The following is a 16,801-nucleotide window of genomic DNA, read 5'->3' on the forward strand; positions in this document are numbered from 1 at the left end:
GCCGCGCCTCCCGCACACCATGGCCTCGCGCCGCGACCCGACGGCGCGACGACGGCGGTGGGCGGGGGCATGGACGCGATCTACCCGGTGTTCGCACGCGCGGACCGGCACTTCTACGAGCACCCCGGCCGTGGTCCCGCGCCCGTAGGCGACGTGTCCTTCTCCGTGGACGTCCCGGCATCCTGGCGTCGCGCCGATGACGGCATCTGGACCTACTACGAGTCCGAGGGCGCATCGCTCCCCGAGCAGGGCTGGAAGGTCCATCTCAGCGTCACCCACGACGACGCTGAACCCCTGCTGCGGGTCGTGTCCCGTTACTGCGTCCGAGAGGGACTCCCGTTCAAGCACCTCTCTCGCGCGAGCGTTCTCGCCGCCTCCAACGGGAAGGATGCCAGCCGGGAGGGGTCCGGGAAGTTCGTCACGATCTACCCGCCGACGAGCGCGCTGCACCGCACGCTGACGGAGCTGGGCCGGGTGACCGCCGACTACCGCGGTCCGCACATCCTGTCCGATCTGCGGTGGAGCGAGGGGCCGGTCTTCGTCCGGTTCGGCGGCTTCCACCGCATGTTCGTCGAGATCGACGGCATCCCGACGCCGGCGATCCGTCACCCCGAGGGTCATCTCGTCGCCGATGTGCGCCGGCCCGGATTCGCACCGCCGGAGTGGGTCGACATCCCCCCGTTCCTCCTTCCGCTGGTGGAGCAGCTCGGCGAGGTGCGCCCTCCCGAGGGCTTCCCGCGCGTCACGGGGGTGCTGCACCACTCCAACGCCGGTGGTGTCTACATCGCCGAAGACGACGGTCGTGAGGTCGTGCTGAAGGAGGCACGGCCGCACGCGGGAGTGACCGCCGACGGACTCGACGCGGTGGCGCGCGCGGAGCGCGAGGCCGCCACCCTCCGGCGTCTCAGGGACCCGGGCATCGTCGCGCTGCTTCGGGACTTTTCGGCGCTGGGTCACCGCTACCTCGTGCTCGAACGCGCGCGGGGCGTTCCGCTGCACCAGGCGGTGGTCGCGCGGCATCCCCTCGTCTCGGCCGGTGCGGATGCGGCGGCGGTCGCCGACTATCGGGAATGGGCGCTGGGTCTCGCACAACGGCTCGTACGCATCGTCGAGCAGGTGCACGCCGGTGGATTCGCCCACGGCGACGTTCATCCGGGGAACTTCCTGGTCGACGACACCGGCGCGGTCACCCTCATCGACTTCGAGATGGCACGACCCGCACCCGAGAACGCCCCCGTCGCCATCGGCGCGCCGGGATTCGTCGCGCCCGACTTCGCCGACCCCGCCGCGCGCGCGGGCACGGCGGCCGATCTGTTCGCGCTGCGACGCCTCCTGATGTTCCTCTTCGCGCCCCTCGCTCCGCTGCTCGACCTGCATCCGGACGTGGAGTCACGACTGCAGCAGTGGGTGACCGAACGATTCGTCCTCTCGGACCTCGATCGCCGAAACCTGCGCTTCGCCGAAACCGCCCGTCCGGCGCGACCGGCGGACGACGAGCCGCGTGAGCAGAGAATCGACGCGCTCGTCCGGCATCTCCTCGCCGACGCCACTCCGGAGCGCACCGACCGACTGTGGCCCGGCGACCCCGCGCAATTCGACGAGCCCGCCTACGCGGTCGCGCACGGCGCGCTCGGAACGCTTCTCGCTCTCCACGCGGCGACCGGGGGCGTGCCGGAGGAACTCGAACGGTGGTGCGCCGACGCCGTGCACGCGGCTGCGCCGCGCTCGGGGCTCTTCGACGGGCTCGCCGGCGCTGCGGCAGCCTGGGAGACGCTCGGCCGACCCGAACTCGCCGACGAGGCGCTCGCACGATGCCTGGACGCCCCGGCGCGGGCCGACGCCGCCGGGGTGTACGGCGGTCCCGCGGGCACCGCCCTGGGGGCGCTTCGCCTGGCGGGTCGGCATCCGGAGCTCGTCGGTGAGGCGCGCCGGATCTTCGACGATCTCGCCGATCGTGCGCGGGGGTGGACGGTCACCGCCTCGGGGCCCGTGGCCACAGGCGCGGGAGGACTGCTGCGCGGCCCGAGCGGGGCCGCCCTCCTGGCCCTCACTCTCTTCGACCTCCAGGGCGACCGAGCGCTTCTCGATCTCGCCGAGGCGTCGATCGCCGCCGATCTGGCGCGCTGCGTGCCGACGCCGGACGGTTCGCTGCAGATGAACGAGGGGTGGCGGCTCCTGCCCTACCTCGGCTCGGGCTCGGCCGGGGTGGCCTCCGCGCTCGCGGCGTTGGTCGCCCGGCATCCTTCGTCCGCGTTGGCTTCGCACCTCGAGGCCCTCACCCTGGCCGCGCAGCCCGAGTTCGTTCTGGAATCAGGACTGTTTCAGGGCCGGGCCGGACTGATCCTGGCCCTCGCTGCCCTGAAGGTGAACCCGCGTGGCGCGGCGCCGCCCTCCGCGGGCGACGTGCTCGGCCGTCACGAGCGTCTCCTCGGGCTGCACTCCATCCCCCGGCCCGTCGGTGTCGGGTATCCGGGTCGCGCGCTGCTGCGTCTGTCGTGCGACCTGGCCACCGGATCCGCGGGCGTCCTGTGGACTCTCGCGAGCCTGCGTGACGGTCGACGCCTGTCGTTGCCGTTCCTCGACCTCCCCCCGGTCGCCGCTGCCCCCTCGGGGGCACGAGGTCCGGGGGGAGGTGACACGGATGGATACCTGCTCTCCTTGCAGACGCTCGAGCGCGGTGAGACCGAGCGCAGCGAGGTCTTCGCCAGCTCCTGGAGCACGTCGATCTGCTACAGCAGCACGTCGACCGGCCTCTGCTGAGCCGCCGGATGCGAACGGTGCGGGCGCGGGGTCTTCGGACCGCGCGCCCGCCCCCCGTGTGCGCGAGAAGAAGAGGGGGCGGGGGCCGCCCCCAATGCGGCCCCCGCCCGACGTCGGTGTCCGACCCGAACGGACACCGCGTGCATCGAACCATCGACGCTCCCGCGGACGACCCGAGTGCCCAGACGGTATCCCGGTCGATCGCGATCGATCGCCGCCCACATCTCGAGCGCGAACAGCGAAGACCCGCGTGTTCTCGCGGCGATCGGCTCCCCGCTCCGATGTCGCGCGGTGGGCATTCGCGGTCGAATCTCATCCGAAAGGACGATGGACGCCCCCGATCGGATCACGCGGCGCCGCGGGTACGGCGACGACGGAGTCCGACCTGCGCCCCCGCGTCAGCGAGTCTTCTCGATCGGCGCCACCGCGTCCGGCCGCAGATCGAGGCGGCGCAGGAGCTGGGCGTTCAGGGCGACGACAATCGTCGACAGCGACATGAGGATCGCGCCGACCGACATGGGCAGCACGAAACCGATCGGGGCCAGGATCCCCGCAGCCAGCGGCACGGAGAGCAGGTTGTATCCCGCCGCCCACCAGAGGTTCTGGCGCATCTTGCGGTAGCTCGCGCGGGACAGCTCGATCACGGAGAGCACCGACCGCGGGTCGTCACTGGCGAGCACGACGCCGGCGGAGGCGATCGCGACATCGGTTCCCGCCCCGATCGCCAGGCCCACGTCCGCCCGGGCGAGGGCGGGAGCGTCGTTGACGCCGTCACCGACCATCGCCACCCTGCGGCCCTCGCTCTGCAGCTGCGCGACCGTCGACTCCTTGTCCTCGGGACGCACCCCGGCGAAGAACCGGCGGATGCCGACCTCGTGCGCGACCGCGGCGGCGACCGGTTCGGCGTCGCCGGTGATCATGACGACCTCGATGCCGCGCTCGGTCAGCGCGCGCACCGCCGTCACGGACTCCGGCCGGATCTCGTCGGCCAGGCGCAGCGCGCCGACCGCCCGCCCGTCGACCACGACGTGAAGGATGATCGAGCCGTCCCGGCGCCATTCCTCTGCGACGGGGAGCTCGTCGGCCCCTTCCTCGTCGAGCAGCGCCGGGCCGCCCACGCGCACGACGCGTCCGTCCACGATCGCGCGCACACCGACGGCGGGGGACGACGAGAAGTCGGTGGATGCCGGAACGGCGAGATCGCGTCTCCGGGCGGCACGCACGATGGCCCGGGCGAGCGGGTGCTCGGAGTCCGCCTCGGCGGCGGCCGCCCACGCCAGGACGGTGTCGGAGTCCGTACCCGGCTCGGCCTCGACGGCGATCACGGCGGGCTCCCCGCGAGTGAGCGTCCCGGTCTTGTCGAAGAGCACCGTGTCGACGGAGCGCATGCTCTCCAGCGCGAGACGATCCTTGACGAGGACACCGCCGCGGGCGGCGCGTTCGGTCGCGATTGACACGACGAGCGGGATCGCGAGGCCCAGGGCGTGCGGGCAGGCGATGACGAGCACCGTGATCGTGCGTACGACGGCGGCGTCCGGCATCCCGACCAGCGTCCAGACCGCTGCCGTGACCACGGCGGCGCCGAGCGCGAACCAGAACAGCCACGCGGCGGCGCGATCGGCGAGTCGCTGCGCGCGCGATGTCGAGGCCTGCGCGTCGGTGACCAGCTTCTGGATGCCGGCGAGGGCCGTGTCGTCGCCGACGGCGGTGATCTCGACCCGCACGCCGGAGTCGGTGGCCACGGTGCCCGCGACCACGGCGTCGCCTTCGTCGCGGTGCACGGCGCGCGACTCTCCGGTGATCATCGATTCGTCGAAGCGGGCGGATCCCTGCACGATCCGGCCGTCGGCCGGGACTCGGCCGCCCGGCCGCACAACGACGACGTCGCCGACGCTCAGCTCCGCGGGGGAGACCGACACGGTCGTATCGCCCTCGACGCGCTCGGCCTCGTCGGGAAGCAGCGCCGCGAGCGAATCCAGGGCCGAGGTCGTCTGAGCGAGCGATCGCATTTCGATCCAGTGCCCGAGCAGCATGATGACGACCAGCAGGGCGAGCTCCCACCAGAAGTCGAGCTCGTGGTGCAGCAGGCCGAGGCTCGCGCCCCAGGAAGCCAGGAAGGCGACGGTGATCGCGAGGGCGATCAGGAGCATCATGCCCGGGGCGCGGCCCCGGATCTCCGAGACGGCCCCGGTGAGGAACGGCGCACCGCCCCACACGTAGAGAACGGTGCCGAGGATCGGCGACACCCACGCCACCCACGCGGCATCCGGGAGGCGGTAGCCGATGAGGTCGGAGAACATCGCCGAGAACCCCACGACGGGGATCGCGAGGACGAGCATGACCCAGAAGAGCCGGCGGAAACGCGCGACGTGGTCGCCGTGGCCCGCGTGGCCTGAGTGGCCCGCGTGGCCTGAGTGGCCCGCGCGCGGGTCGTGCGCCGCCGAGGCGTCCTGCGCGGCGTGCGCGTGATCGGCGGGCCCCGCCGGCGCGGTAGCAGCAGAAGCGTGATGATCGTGCGAGGTCATGGCATCCCTCTCTCGAATCGATGTCAGCGCGCGGCGGGCTCCGGGCGGAACCGCCGCAGACGCAGGCTGTTGGTCACGACGAACACCGACGACAGCGCCATCGCGGCGGCCGCGACGACGGGGTTGAGCAGGCCCGCCATCGCGATCGGGATCGCGGCGACGTTGTAGGCGAAGGCCCAGAAGAGGTTGCCCTTGATGGTGCCGAGCGTGCGGCGGGCGAGCCGGACGGCGTCGGCGACGACGAGCAGATCGCCCGAGACGACGGTGACGTCGCTCGCCGCGATCGCGGCATCCGTCCCTCCGCCCATCGCGATGCCGAGGTCGGCGGCGGCCAGGGCGGCGGCGTCGTTGACGCCGTCACCGACCATCGCGACGACTCGACCCTCGGCCTGCAGGGTGCGCACGACCTCGAGCTTCTGCGCGGGCGTGACCTCGGCCCGGACGTCGTCGATCCCGACCTCGGCGGCGACGCGGGCGGCGGTCGCGGCGTTGTCTCCCGTGAGCAGCACCGGCCGAAGCCCGAGGCGGCGGAACCGCGCGACCGCCTCGGCGCTCGTCGGCTTGATCGTGTCGGCGACGGCGATCGCGCCGAGGTACTCCCCGTCGCGCGCGACGGCAACGATCGTGGCCCGCTCGGCCAGCGCGTCGAGCGAGGAGAGGACGGATGCCGACAGCCCCACGCTCCACTCATCGCGCAGCCACGACAGTCGACCGGCGACGACCGCAGAGCCGTCCACCACTCCCTGGACGCCGTACCCCGCGTGCGCGGCGAACGACTCGACGGGGGCGACCGCCCCCGCGTTCGCGGCGATCGCCCGCCCCACCGGATGCTCGGATCCGCTCTCGACCGCCGCTGCGACCGTGAGGAGCTCATCGCGGTCCACGCCGTCGGCGGGCAGCACCTCGGTCACCGCCATGCGGCCCGTGGTTACCGTGCCCGTCTTGTCGAGCACGATCGTGTCGACCCGTCGGGTCTGCTCCAGCACCTGAGGTCCGCGGATCAGGATGCCGAGCTGCGAACCACGCCCGGTCCCGACCAGGAGCGCGGTGGGGGTGGCGAGTCCCAGGGCGCAGGGGCACGCGATGATCAGCGTGGCGACCGCGGCTGTGAAGGCGAGCTCCACCGACCCGCCCGCCACGAGCCACCCGACGAAGGCGGCGATCGCGAGCAGGATCACCACGGGGACGAAGACCGCCGAGACCCGATCGGCGAGGCGCTGTACCTGGGCCTTTCCGGTCTGCGCCTCCTCGATCAGGCGTCCCATGCGCGCGAGCTCTGTGTCGGCGCCCACCCGCGAGATCTCGACGACGAGTCGCCCGCCGACGTTGAGCGTGGCGCCGATGACGCGCGCGCCGGGACCCACTTCGACCGGAACGGACTCGCCCGTGAGCATGCTGGCATCCACCGCGGAACTGCCCTCCAGGACCAGGCCATCCGAGGGGATCTTCTCGCCGGGGCGCACGACCACGACGTCGCCGATCGTGAGGCTCGACACGGCGACACTCCGCTCGCGGCCGTCCTCGAGCTTCGTCGCGGACGTCGCGCCGAGGTTCAGCAGCGCCTTCAACGCGCTGGCGGATGCCGTCCGCGCCCGCGCCTCCGCGTAACGACCGGCGAGGAGGAACACGGTCACGAGTGCGGCGACCTCGAGGTAGATCTCGTGAGCCCCCGTGGCCGGGGCGCCGAAGAGCGTGAAGCTCATCGTCATGCCCGGCACGCCGGCGCCGCCGAAGAACAGCGCGTACAGCGACCATCCGAACGCGGCGACCACGCCCAGGCTGATGAGCGTGTCCATGGTGACGGCCCCGTGCCGCGCGTTGACGGCGGCCGCGCGGTGGAACGGCCACGCGCCCCACACCGCGACCGGGGCGGTCAGGGTGAGCGCGAGCCACTGCCAGTACTCGAACTGCAGCGCCGGGACCATCGACAGCACCGCCACGGGCAGCGCCAGCGCCGCGCTGACGAGCAGCCGGCGCCGTAGCGCGTCGGTCTCGGGGTCGGTCTCGACCTCGTCGGGCGCGGGCGGCGCTGGGACCGCGGCGGCATACCCCGCGGCCTCGACGACGGCGATGAGGTCCGCGGGGTCGAGGTCGGCGCCGCGGACGCGGGCCTTCTCGGTGGCGTAGTTGACGGATGCCTCGACGCCGGGGAGCTTGTTCAGCTTGCGCTCGATCCGGGTGGCGCACGAGGCGCACGTCATCCCGGTGATGTCGAGCTCGACGTCGGTGGTCGTCATGACGGGTCGTCCGCGACGGAGTATCCGGCTTCCTCGACGGCGTTGCGGACGAGCGCGGAGTCGAGAGGGGCCTCGCTGGCGACCGTGACGCGCGAGACGCCCCCGACGCGGAGGTCGACCGAAACGCCCTGCACTCCGGGGATCTCCGAGATCTCCTCGGTCACGCTCCGGACGCAGTGGGCGCACGTCATGCCGCTGACGCCGACCTCGCGAAGGACCGCGCCTTCGGGCAGGGAGGGGGATGCCACGCCGTCGCCGAGCGAGGAACGGGCGTCGCGCAGGCCGAGATCGATGCGGTCGTTCATGGTGTCTCCTTGGGGGGTCAGGACCGGACGAGCCGGGCGATGGCGTCGTTGGCCTCACGGATCTTCTCGGCGGCGACCTGGCCGCCCTCCGCGCTGGCCTCGGCGACGCAGTGGCTGAGGTGATCGGACAGGAGCGACAGCGCGACCGTCTCGAGCGCCTTCGTCGCGGCGGACACCTGGGTGAGGATGTCGATGCAGTACTTGTCTTCGTCGACCATCCGCGCGATTCCGCGGACCTGACCTTCGATGCGTCGCAGACGCTTCTGCAGGTCGTCCTTGTTGCCGTCGTACCCGTTCATGCTGGATACCATACCCCCCTAGGGTATGCAGGAGGGCCGAGAGCAGGAAAAAAGCGGTGAGCGTCACTCGAGCGTCGGCGGCAGCACGTACACGATGTCGGCCCCGTCGCGCGCATGCTCGACGAAACCGAGTCGCGCGAGGGTTTCGTGCGCGGGATCGTCGTCGGCCGCGACGCACGCGTACAGGGGGCGCTCGGCCTCGGCCAGCGTGAGCAGCCGCAGGGCCTCCGTCGCCGCCTCGCGCGGCGTCTCGGGCGAAATCGCCAGAAGAGCCTCGCGATCTCCGTTGACGTCGAGCGTCGCGGCCAGACCGACCACGGTCGCGCCATCGACGATGGCACGGGCCGTGACGCGATCGTCGTTCACCCAGGCGTCGAACGCGGTGCGATCCTCCACCTGCCCGCGTGGCCACGTGGACGCGCTCGCGCGCAGCGCCGCGTAGGCGGCATCCCGGTCGTCGTCACGGAGGTCGCGGAGCTCGATGCGGGTCATGACGTCACGGTAACGGGCTTCGATTCAGAAGAGGGATGCCTTGCGCTCGCCGCGTGCGCGTCAGTAGAGCCCGTGCATCGTGAGCCAGAGATGGGCGGAGCGGGCGGTGTCGCGGTCGCGGATCGCCGCGCCGAGCGAGGCGAACAACTCATCGCAATCGCCCTCTCCGGCGCACATCCAGCCCCGCAGATTGCGTCGCACGACGAACTCCGTCTGCTTCAGCGTCTCGCCGAGGACGATGTTGTCAGCCGCGCGAGTGAAGTGCGCCAGCAAGGCGAACCCCGCGTCGACGTACGCGGGCGATGACTTCTCGCGTGCGGCGCGGGCCACGTCGCCGAAGAGGCGGACCCCCTCCGCGATGTCCTCGTCCGAGCACCGGGGCAGTGCAAGGTGCATCGTCATCGCGATCATGTGCACCGCGTAGTCGCGCATGTCCGACATTTCCTGCGCTGTGGGGGTGGTGACGCGGGTGAAACGGTGGGGCGAGATCTCGACGAGCCGGATCGCGGCGAGGCGCTGCAAAGCCTCGCGCACGGGCGTGCGGGAGATTCCCATGTGAGCGGCGAGCTCGACGTCGCGCAGGCGGTCGCCGGGCCGCAGCCGCCCGTCGACGATCGCCTCGCCGAGGGCGGCGTACGCCTCGTCGACGAGGGCGGAAGGCTGTCGCCGCGCGTCCACACGCGGATTCTATGACGTCCGGATATCACACATCTGCGTAATCCGCGAAGAAATCTCCGCTTTCGTGTCGCGCTGGGCGTGGTCGCGGCTGTAAAGTGATCGCCGTCACGCCTCGCGTGACATATCCGGGGGGATCCGTCGACGCCCGGGCTTCGAGCATCAGCTCAGCCCGGGCGTCGTATGGGCTTCAGGACGCTTCCTCCACACGGCTGTCGTGCAACGTTTCTGTCACGAGCCGATGCGCGCCCGCGGGGCCACGCGTTAGCGTGGGCACTGACCGGCGCGCTCGGCGCCGGCGCAAGGGAAAACGGCACGTCCATGAGCACGCAGGGCACGGTCAAGTGGTTCAACTCGGAGAAGGGGTTCGGCTTCATCGCGCCGGATGAGGGCGGGCAGGACGTCTTCGCCCACTACAGCGCGATCCAGTCCGGCGGCTACCGCTCCCTCGAGGAGAACCAGCGCGTCGAGTTCGACATCGCGCAGGGCCCGAAGGGCCTGCAGGCGGAGAACATCCGCCCGCTCTGAGCCCTGCACCCCTGCTCACCGCTCCGGTCGGACGAGGTCTCTTCCGGCCGCGGCGAACTGACGCAGGGACGCGTGCGGCAGGAAGGCTCGGGTGAGCGCTGCGGCGATGCGGGCAAGATCAGCCTCGTCGCGGTACAGCAGGTACAACGTCTCGTAGCGCGGGTGGAACTTCTGCTTGAACCGGTGCAACGACGCGAACCCGTAGACAGGCTCGAGCAGTGCGGCCATGCGCTCCTGCAGAGCGGCGATCGCCCCGGCATCCGGCGGGTACTCGTGCGCGAGCGGGGCACCCGAGAGCGACATGATCTCCGCGCCCTCGGTCGAGAAGCGCTGTGCCGACGACCCGATCAGATACTCCATCACGGGTCCGAAGCCGCCGTCGCGGCGCCGCATGAGATCCAGCGTCCATCCGCGCACGCGTCCGTCGCCATACACGGGCAACCACGACAGGAAGCCGTCGACGTCACCGGTGGGTGACACGGCCAACGCCACTCGCACCTCCGGGTCGCCGGCCTCGTGCAGCGTGCCGAGGGTGAAGCCCATCTCGGGCAGCCCTTTGTCGCCCACCCAGCTTTCCGAGATCGCGCGCAGCTGCTGCCGGACCCCCCACGACTCGTCGGCGAGGCGCGAGAGACGGAACGTCATGCCCTCGCGCTCCGCGCGGTTCAACGACGTCCGCACCGCACCCCACGCCTTGCCGGTGAACTGCAGTCCCGGCAGATCCACGATCGTGTCGTCGGCGACCACGATGCTCCGCCATCCCGCGGGGACGGCCGCGCGCGTCGCCTCCCCGGCACTGAAGAAGCAGGGCGCGAGGCCGGCGTTCTCCGCGTGCGCGACAAACGCCTGAACGGTCGCCGCCCGGGTGTCCGGCGGACCCAGCGGGTCGCCGAGGGCGAGAGCGACGCCCGACCGTCGCTGGAAGGCGACGATCCCGCGTCCGAACCGTGCGTACGACATGCCGTCCCACGTCGTCATCCACGACAGCGTGCCGCCGCCCGTGGCGCGGAGCTCGGCCTTCACGTCGTCGACGCTCGGTGCGGGAGTGTCGCCCAGGGCGGCGCGAGGGCGCGCCCGGAACGCGGCGCGCACGAGCACGAGGTACACGAGGGCGACGACCCAGGTCGTCGAGGAGGCGAGCGTGATCGTCAGGTCGACATCGACCGTTCCCTCGACGTCGACGACACCGACGATCAGCACGAGCGCAACGACGACGACGAGAAGGAGAGCGTTCAGGATGCCGTATCCCACCACCAGCACCCACGCCCACCGCCGGCCCCGCCGAACGCCGGTGGCGACCGCGAGCACGATGACGGTGTTCAGGGCGACATCCGCCCACGACCCCGAGATCGGGGCGGAGCTGCCGAAGGGGCCCGTCGTGGGGCTGACGTAGGTCAGGACATCGATCGCCCCGAGCCCGCACACCAGCACGAACGCGATGAGCCGCTGCTCGCGCACCGACACGCGCTGGGGGCGCAGCGACCGGTCCACGGCGAGCACGAGCACCACCGCGATCACGTGCTCGAGGTCGTTGAGCGACCCCCAGTACAGGAAGGTGACCGAGACCGCGGCGACCAGCACGGTCCACGCGCGCAGACGCCAGGGGGAGGGGAGCGTCGACACCGCCCCCGCCAGGCACGCGATCACCCCGGCGGAGGGCCCGACGTCGAGCGCCGCCGCCTGCTCCTGCGCCCACGGCCACGGCAGCAGAGCCGCCAGCCACAACACCCCCGACGCGAGCAGCACGGCGCCGAGCTGCCCTCCCGCGAAGTACGCGAGCGCCACGAGCGAGCCGCGACGGAACTCGAGGTACCCCATGCCGACCAAGCCCACGAGGATCGGTGCGTACAGCCAGGGCAGCGATACGAAGAACGTCCCCGTCACGGGAGTCCACCAGCGCCCGTCCACGAGGGCCGGAAGACCGTACGCCACGGCGTCGTGCAACGGCGACGACGCGAACGGCGACCACAGGCCCGCGGATGCCACGCCGACGCCGAGAAGCACGAGCGCGAGCGCCACCGTGGCCGGGAGGCGTCGGACGGTGACGGTGAGGCGACGGAAGGTGTCTCTCTCCCCCATGCCGCTCACGATAGGGCACGTGCCACGCAGACCGAGTCTGGGACGAGCGGCCGTACGGGAGAACAATGGGGCGATGGACCTGCACTGCCACGGTGCCCTCGGGCACTCGTTCGACGACGCGGACGTCACCGGGGTGACGGCCGCGGTGGCGTTCCACCGCGAGCACGGCAGCGACGGCGTCATGCTCAGCCTGGTCAGCGCGCCCATCGAGCGGCTGGTGCACCGACTTGCCGAGCTCCGCCGAATCCTGCCCGACGTTCCGGGCGCGGTCGGTGTGCACCTCGAAGGACCCTTCCTCGCCACCGACCGATGCGGTGCGCATGATCCCCGGGCGTTGACTCCGCCGACCACGGAAGCGGTGCACAGCCTGCTGGCGGCCGGGGACGGCATCCTGCGCCAGGTCACGATCGCTCCGGAACTCCCGGGGGCGCTCGCGGCCGTCCGTGCGTTCACCGACGCGGGGGTCGTCGTGGCCGTCGGGCATACGGAGGCGAGCTACGCGGAGGCGCTGGCCGCGTTCGACAGCGGCGCGCGCCTCCTCACGCACGCCTTCAACGCGATGGCCGGCCTGCACCATCGGCATCCGGGCCCGGTGGGCGCCGCCCTCGATCGCGAGGACGTCGTGCTCGAGCTCATCGCGGACGGGGTGCACGTGCACCCGACGCTCATCCGCACCCTCTTCGACGCTGCGCCGGGTCGGGTGGCGTTGGTCACGGATGCCATGTCGGCGACCGGCCTCGGCGACGGCACCTTCACGCTGGGCGGTCGCGCCGTCGAGGTGACGGACGGGCGGCCCGTTCTGCGCGGAACCGACACGCTGGCGGGGTCGACGCTCACCCTGGACCGCGCTGTCGAGGTGTGCCTGCGGGCGGGGGTGCCCGAGGGTGCGGTGCGCGCGGCCATCAGCACGGTGCCCGCCGGTGTCCTCGCCGGAGACCGCGGCTGAGGATCGCGGCACCCTCCGCGCGCGCCTGGCAGTCTTGTGGGGACCGACCACCGCGCGGAGGGAAAAGATGGGACGGACGTCGCTCGATTCGTTGGTGACCTTCGTGTCCGTCGCGCGCGCGGGGTCGATCAGTGCCGCCGCGGCCGATCTCGGGTCGACGCAGTCGACGGTGTCCGACCAGATCTCCTCGCTCGAACGGTCGCTGGGATTCCGGCTGTTCGAGCGCTCGTCGCGCGGAGTCGTCCTCACCACTCGGGGGCGGCAGCTCATGGCGCGGGTGGGGGCGCAGATCGACGCCGCGGTGAGCGCGGTGGAAGCGACACGGGGAGAACCCGCCGCGCGGGAGACCATTCTGCTTGGTGGCCCGGCGGAGTTCGTCTCGGAGGTCGTCCTGCCGCACGTCACCCGTGTTGCGCCGGACCTGACGCTGCGCGTCGAGTTCGGCGAAGCCGAACCACTCCTCGAAACGCTGACGACGGGAGGGTTGGACGTGATGATCAGCGCGATCCAGCCGCGGGTGGCGGGCGTCGAGTTCCGGCCGTTCTTCGACGAGCAGTTCGTCCTGCTGATGACGCCGGACCGTGCCGAGGACTTCGCCACGCGCCCGGAAACGGTCCCCCTGCTGGCCTACGCGGAGGAGCTCCCGATCATCCGGCGGTACTGGCGGACGGTGTTCCGACGCCGTCCGACGGACCTCACCATCGCCGCCGTCGTGCCCGACCTCCGGGTGCTGGGGGCCCTCGCCGCGCAGGGGAGGGGGATGACGGTGTTGCCGCACTATCTCGCCGAGCCGTACCTGCGCTCGGGACGACTCGTCGACCCCGTTCAGCCGCCGGACCCACCGCTGAACACGTTGTACGTGGCGCGTCGACGTGCGCGACCGGGGAGGGCGCCCCGCACCGACCGCCTCGCCGAACTGGTCGACGAGGCGGCACGGGTGTTCTCAGACCGCGTCGACTGAGCGGGAGAATGCCCGCTCGCGCGTGACGAGGAGGGGAATCGCCTCTCGGACCGCCCAGCGCTGGAAGTGCTCGCTCGCCACGTGGGCGTCGAACGCCGCTTCGTCGACGTAGTTCTCGAAGATCTGCAGCACGCCGGGATCCTCGTCGGAGACGTGGACCACGTACGCGAGGTTGCCCGGCTCTTGTCGGGATGCCGCCGCGAGCGACATCAGCGCGTCGAGCACACGATCACGGGCGTCGGGTGTGGTGGTCCATCGAGCGGAACAGATGAAGGTCATGGCAAATCCTCCCATTGCGGATACGGCCCGGCCACGGACTTGTGTGGCCGGGCCCGGGGGTCACGCGGCGAGGAGAGCCACGATCTCGCGACCCACGCCCGTGGCGGACTGCGGGTTCTGGCCCGTGACGAGACGACCGTCCACGATCACGTTGGCCGTGAAGTTCGGTGCCGGGACGTGCTCGGCGCCGCGCGCGGTGAGGGCGTCAGCGAGGAGGAAAGGCACGTCCTCCGTCACGCCCGCGGCCTCTTCCTCGGCGTTGGTGAATCCCGCCACGCGCTTGCCGGCGATCAGGGGCGTCCCGTCGCTGAGAGTCATGTTCACCAGGGCGGCGGGGCCATGGCAGACGGCCGCGACGACGCCGCCGCGCTCATAGATGTCGCGTCCCGCGAGCCCCACGGCCTCGGTCGTGGGGAAGTCCCACATCGTGCCGTGTCCGCCCACGAAGAGGATCGCGTCGAACCGTGAGGTGTCGACGTCGGCCAGGGCGGGGGTGTCCGCCAACGCCGCCGCGACCTTCGGATCGGTGAGGAAGGCGTTCTGGACGGCATCCGTCTCATCGCGGCCGTCCTGCGGGGGCTCGCCTCCGGCGATGGACGCGATCTCGACGTCGATGCCTGCCGAGACGAACTCCTTCCAGGGGTGCGCCGCTTCGCCGATGTAGTACCCGGTGGGGCGCTTCCCGTTCAACGAGTCGTGGCTGGTGAGGACGATCAGGACGGTCTTGGCGGTCATCTTCTCTCCTTGTTCGTGGGGGTCGAACAGCGAAGGTACGCATCGCGCGCGGCGCTGCGGTAACCGATTCGTCGGTACCCGGTATCGGCGATCCGGGGTTCAGGCGTCCGTGACCGCGTGCCACGCGGCGCGGGCCGACGCGAGCGCCTGGAAGGGGTCGGCGGCGGAGCGGGCCGCCGCGAGCTCGCGCCGGGCGAGCTCGAGCCGCAGCCGCTGCTCGATCGACGGCGCGTTCGCGAAAGCCTCCGCGGCGGCGACGGCCGACCGTGCGCACGCAAGGGTTCCCGGCAAGGCGGCGCGGGCGGCCTCGAGCCGCCGGCGGGCGCTCGGGGCCTGGCGAAGCACCTCGTCGCGTGTCTCGCGCGCGCGAGCCACGACCTCGATGGCGGTGCGCGGGCGGCGCGGGAGCTCCGCCGACGCAGCCCGGAGCTCGGCGCCCGCCTCGCGAAGCCGTTCGACGGCATCGGGCACGCACTCGTCGGGTCGGGTCTGCGCGATCTCCACCGCGGTCGCGATCTCGGCTTCCGCGGCCGACACTTCCGCCGCCGCGTTCTCCGCCGCCTGCAGCAGGAAGCGGTGGGCGTCCTCGACCGCCCGGAACAGGCGCTCCGCCCGGCGCAGCGCCATGGTCGCCTCGACGACCTCCGCGTCCGCGGCGTCCGGGGTCCCCAGTGCCGCGTCGGCTCGAGCGAGCGCCGCTCGGGCCTCGCGGTCGGCGCGGTCGGCATCCGTCCACTCCCCGTCGTCGAACCGCGCCCGGGCCTCTGTCACGAGGCGGGCGGGATCACCGGACGTCCGCGCGATGTCCTCCCGTCGCGCACGCGCGGCGGCGGCGCGCGATGCAGGACTGCCGTGCGCACGAATCCACTCCGACAGGCGGGCGCGGGTGGCGTCGATGTCGGTGATCCGCCGCTCGAGGTCGTCGCGCAGCCGGACGGCGTCCACTCGACGCTGGGCGGGCAGTCGTGTCGAGGTCGCGAGCGCGGCCACCTCCTCGAAGCCACGGTCCCGGCCCCGCAGGGAAGCGGCGCGGGCGCGGCGGAGCTCCGCGGGCGCATCGTCGGCCGCCGCCGCCTCGAATGCGACGTCGAGCGCGTTCGCTGCGTCGTCGAGCCGCAGCAGCACCGCCTCCGCGGCCGCGCGCGCATGGGCTGCGGCCGCGGCGGCGCGAGGGGATCGACGTCGGACGCGGACGACGACCGTCGCGACCCCGACGATGATCAGCGCCGCGAGCAGCGCGATCGCGGCGGGGAGAGTCCAGGGGACGTCAGACACCGTCGGGCGCGCCCGGGGCCTCGTCGGAGACCAGCAGAAGGGCGCGCAGCTCGTCGGCACTGTCGACGGCGGCCTGAGCGCCGTCGGCTTCGTGCGGCCAGCTGAACCCCCAGCGGACGAAGATCACCGGCACGCCGGCATCCGCGCCGCCCTCGACATCGTGGTGACGGTCCCCGATCAGCACGGGGCGCGACGTGTCATACCCACGGACCTCGAGCCGTCGCAACGCTTCGCGCACGATGTCGGACTTGGCGCTCAGCGTGCGCTCGTCCGGCGACGCGCCGACGGTGGCCTCGAGGTCGGGCGCCAATCCGAAGTGATCCATGAGCGCGACGACCTGCACCTCGGGCTTCGAGCTGGCGGTCGACTGCGGGATGCCGGCGGCGTGGAGGTCGCGGATGATGTCGGCGACCCCCGGGTAGAGCTGGGCGCTGACGGTGTAGCCCTCGCTCTTGTTCAGACCGCGATAGAAGGTGACCGCCTCGGTCGCCTGGTCGGGCGTCATCCCGACGTTGACCTGGAACGACTCGAACATCGGCGGGCCGATCCAGTGCGACAGCTCCCCCCGCGTGGGCGGCTTCAGACCGAAGTGTTCGAGGGTGATGGTGAGACGGCGAAGGATCCCCTCGGACGCGTCGACGAGAGTCCCGTCGACGTCCCACAAGACACAGGACCAGGGAGAGCGCAGGGGCATGCCTCCACGCT

Annotated in this window: 15 protein-coding genes; 4 read left to right on the forward strand and 11 right to left on the reverse strand. The window is 71.9% G+C overall.

Going from position 1 to position 16,801, the window contains the following annotated elements; all coding sequences use genetic code 11:
* The first annotated feature begins 69 nt into the window (after positions 1-69).
* Positions 70-2,760, forward strand: a complete 2,691-nt coding sequence (gene lanKC, locus MHY30_RS08055; RefSeq protein ID WP_239276353.1) for a class III lanthionine synthetase LanKC — start codon at positions 70-72, stop codon at positions 2,758-2,760.
* Between the two features lie 398 nt (positions 2,761-3,158).
* On the opposite strand, the gene MHY30_RS08060 is transcribed toward lanKC, so the two are convergent.
* From MHY30_RS08060 to MHY30_RS15335, 6 genes are all read right to left on the reverse strand, one after another.
* The gene (locus MHY30_RS08060) at positions 3,159-5,285 is read right to left on the reverse strand and encodes a heavy metal translocating P-type ATPase (RefSeq protein ID WP_239276354.1); all 2,127 of its coding nucleotides are present in this window, start codon (positions 5,283-5,285) and stop codon (positions 3,159-3,161) included.
* Between the two features lie 23 nt (positions 5,286-5,308).
* Positions 5,309-7,522: a cation-translocating P-type ATPase gene (locus tag MHY30_RS08065; RefSeq protein WP_239276355.1), complete on the reverse strand. Its 2,214-nt coding sequence runs from the start codon at positions 7,520-7,522 to the stop codon at positions 5,309-5,311.
* Complete coding sequence (locus MHY30_RS08070; RefSeq protein ID WP_239276356.1) at positions 7,519-7,827, reverse strand: heavy-metal-associated domain-containing protein; 309 nt, start codon at positions 7,825-7,827, stop codon at positions 7,519-7,521. Before MHY30_RS08070 ends, MHY30_RS08065 begins: the two co-directional genes overlap by 4 nt.
* A gap of 17 nt (positions 7,828-7,844) precedes the next feature.
* Entirely contained in the window at positions 7,845-8,126 is a 282-nt protein-coding gene (locus MHY30_RS08075) for a metal-sensitive transcriptional regulator (protein WP_239276357.1), read from the reverse strand.
* Positions 8,127-8,189: 63 nt separating this feature from the next.
* Entirely contained in the window at positions 8,190-8,618 is a 429-nt protein-coding gene (locus tag MHY30_RS08080; RefSeq protein WP_239276358.1) for a hypothetical protein, read from the reverse strand.
* A 60-nt stretch (positions 8,619-8,678) separates the two neighbouring features.
* Positions 8,679-9,296 carry a GntR family transcriptional regulator gene (locus MHY30_RS15335; RefSeq protein WP_239276359.1) on the reverse strand — a complete coding sequence of 206 codons (618 nt, stop codon included), beginning with the start codon at positions 9,294-9,296 and terminating at the stop codon, positions 8,679-8,681.
* Between the two features lie 318 nt (positions 9,297-9,614).
* On the opposite strand from MHY30_RS15335, the gene MHY30_RS08090 reads away from it, so the two are divergent.
* Positions 9,615-9,821: a cold-shock protein gene (locus tag MHY30_RS08090; protein WP_022879538.1), complete on the forward strand. Its 207-nt coding sequence runs from the start codon at positions 9,615-9,617 to the stop codon at positions 9,819-9,821.
* A gap of 15 nt (positions 9,822-9,836) precedes the next feature.
* On the opposite strand, the gene MHY30_RS08095 is transcribed toward MHY30_RS08090, so the two are convergent.
* Positions 9,837-11,900 carry a bifunctional lysylphosphatidylglycerol flippase/synthetase MprF gene (locus MHY30_RS08095; protein WP_239276360.1) on the reverse strand — a complete coding sequence of 688 codons (2,064 nt, stop codon included), beginning with the start codon at positions 11,898-11,900 and terminating at the stop codon, positions 9,837-9,839.
* Between the two features lie 73 nt (positions 11,901-11,973).
* Between MHY30_RS08095 and MHY30_RS08100 the strand changes: the two genes are divergently transcribed.
* Positions 11,974-12,846, forward strand: a complete 873-nt coding sequence (locus tag MHY30_RS08100) for an N-acetylglucosamine-6-phosphate deacetylase (RefSeq protein WP_239276361.1) — start codon at positions 11,974-11,976, stop codon at positions 12,844-12,846.
* Between the two features lie 67 nt (positions 12,847-12,913).
* Complete coding sequence (locus tag MHY30_RS08105) at positions 12,914-13,807, forward strand: LysR family transcriptional regulator (protein ID WP_239276362.1); 894 nt, start codon at positions 12,914-12,916, stop codon at positions 13,805-13,807.
* Here MHY30_RS08105 and MHY30_RS08110 read toward each other — a convergent pair.
* From MHY30_RS08110 to MHY30_RS08125, 4 genes are all read right to left on the reverse strand, one after another.
* Positions 13,790-14,086 (reverse strand): putative quinol monooxygenase, encoded by a 297-nt coding sequence (locus MHY30_RS08110; protein ID WP_239276363.1) that lies wholly within the window; start codon positions 14,084-14,086, stop codon positions 13,790-13,792. The two genes, MHY30_RS08105 and MHY30_RS08110, sit on opposite strands and share 18 nt — an antisense overlap.
* 60 nt (positions 14,087-14,146) lie before the next feature.
* A complete protein-coding gene (locus MHY30_RS08115; protein WP_239276364.1) occupies positions 14,147-14,821 on the reverse strand; it encodes a type 1 glutamine amidotransferase domain-containing protein in 675 nt (224 codons plus the stop codon).
* Positions 14,822-14,920: 99 nt separating this feature from the next.
* A complete protein-coding gene (locus MHY30_RS08120) occupies positions 14,921-16,096 on the reverse strand; it encodes a hypothetical protein (RefSeq protein ID WP_239276365.1) in 1,176 nt (391 codons plus the stop codon).
* Entirely contained in the window at positions 16,089-16,790 is a 702-nt protein-coding gene (locus tag MHY30_RS08125; protein WP_239276366.1) for an HAD hydrolase-like protein, read from the reverse strand. Before MHY30_RS08125 ends, MHY30_RS08120 begins: the two co-directional genes overlap by 8 nt.
* Between the last annotated feature and the right edge of the window lie 11 nt (positions 16,791-16,801).

Origin of the sequence: Microbacterium sp. ACRRU, from assembly GCF_022346945.1 — a bacterium.
Classification (GTDB): Bacteria; Actinomycetota; Actinomycetes; order Actinomycetales; family Microbacteriaceae; genus Microbacterium; species Microbacterium mcarthurae.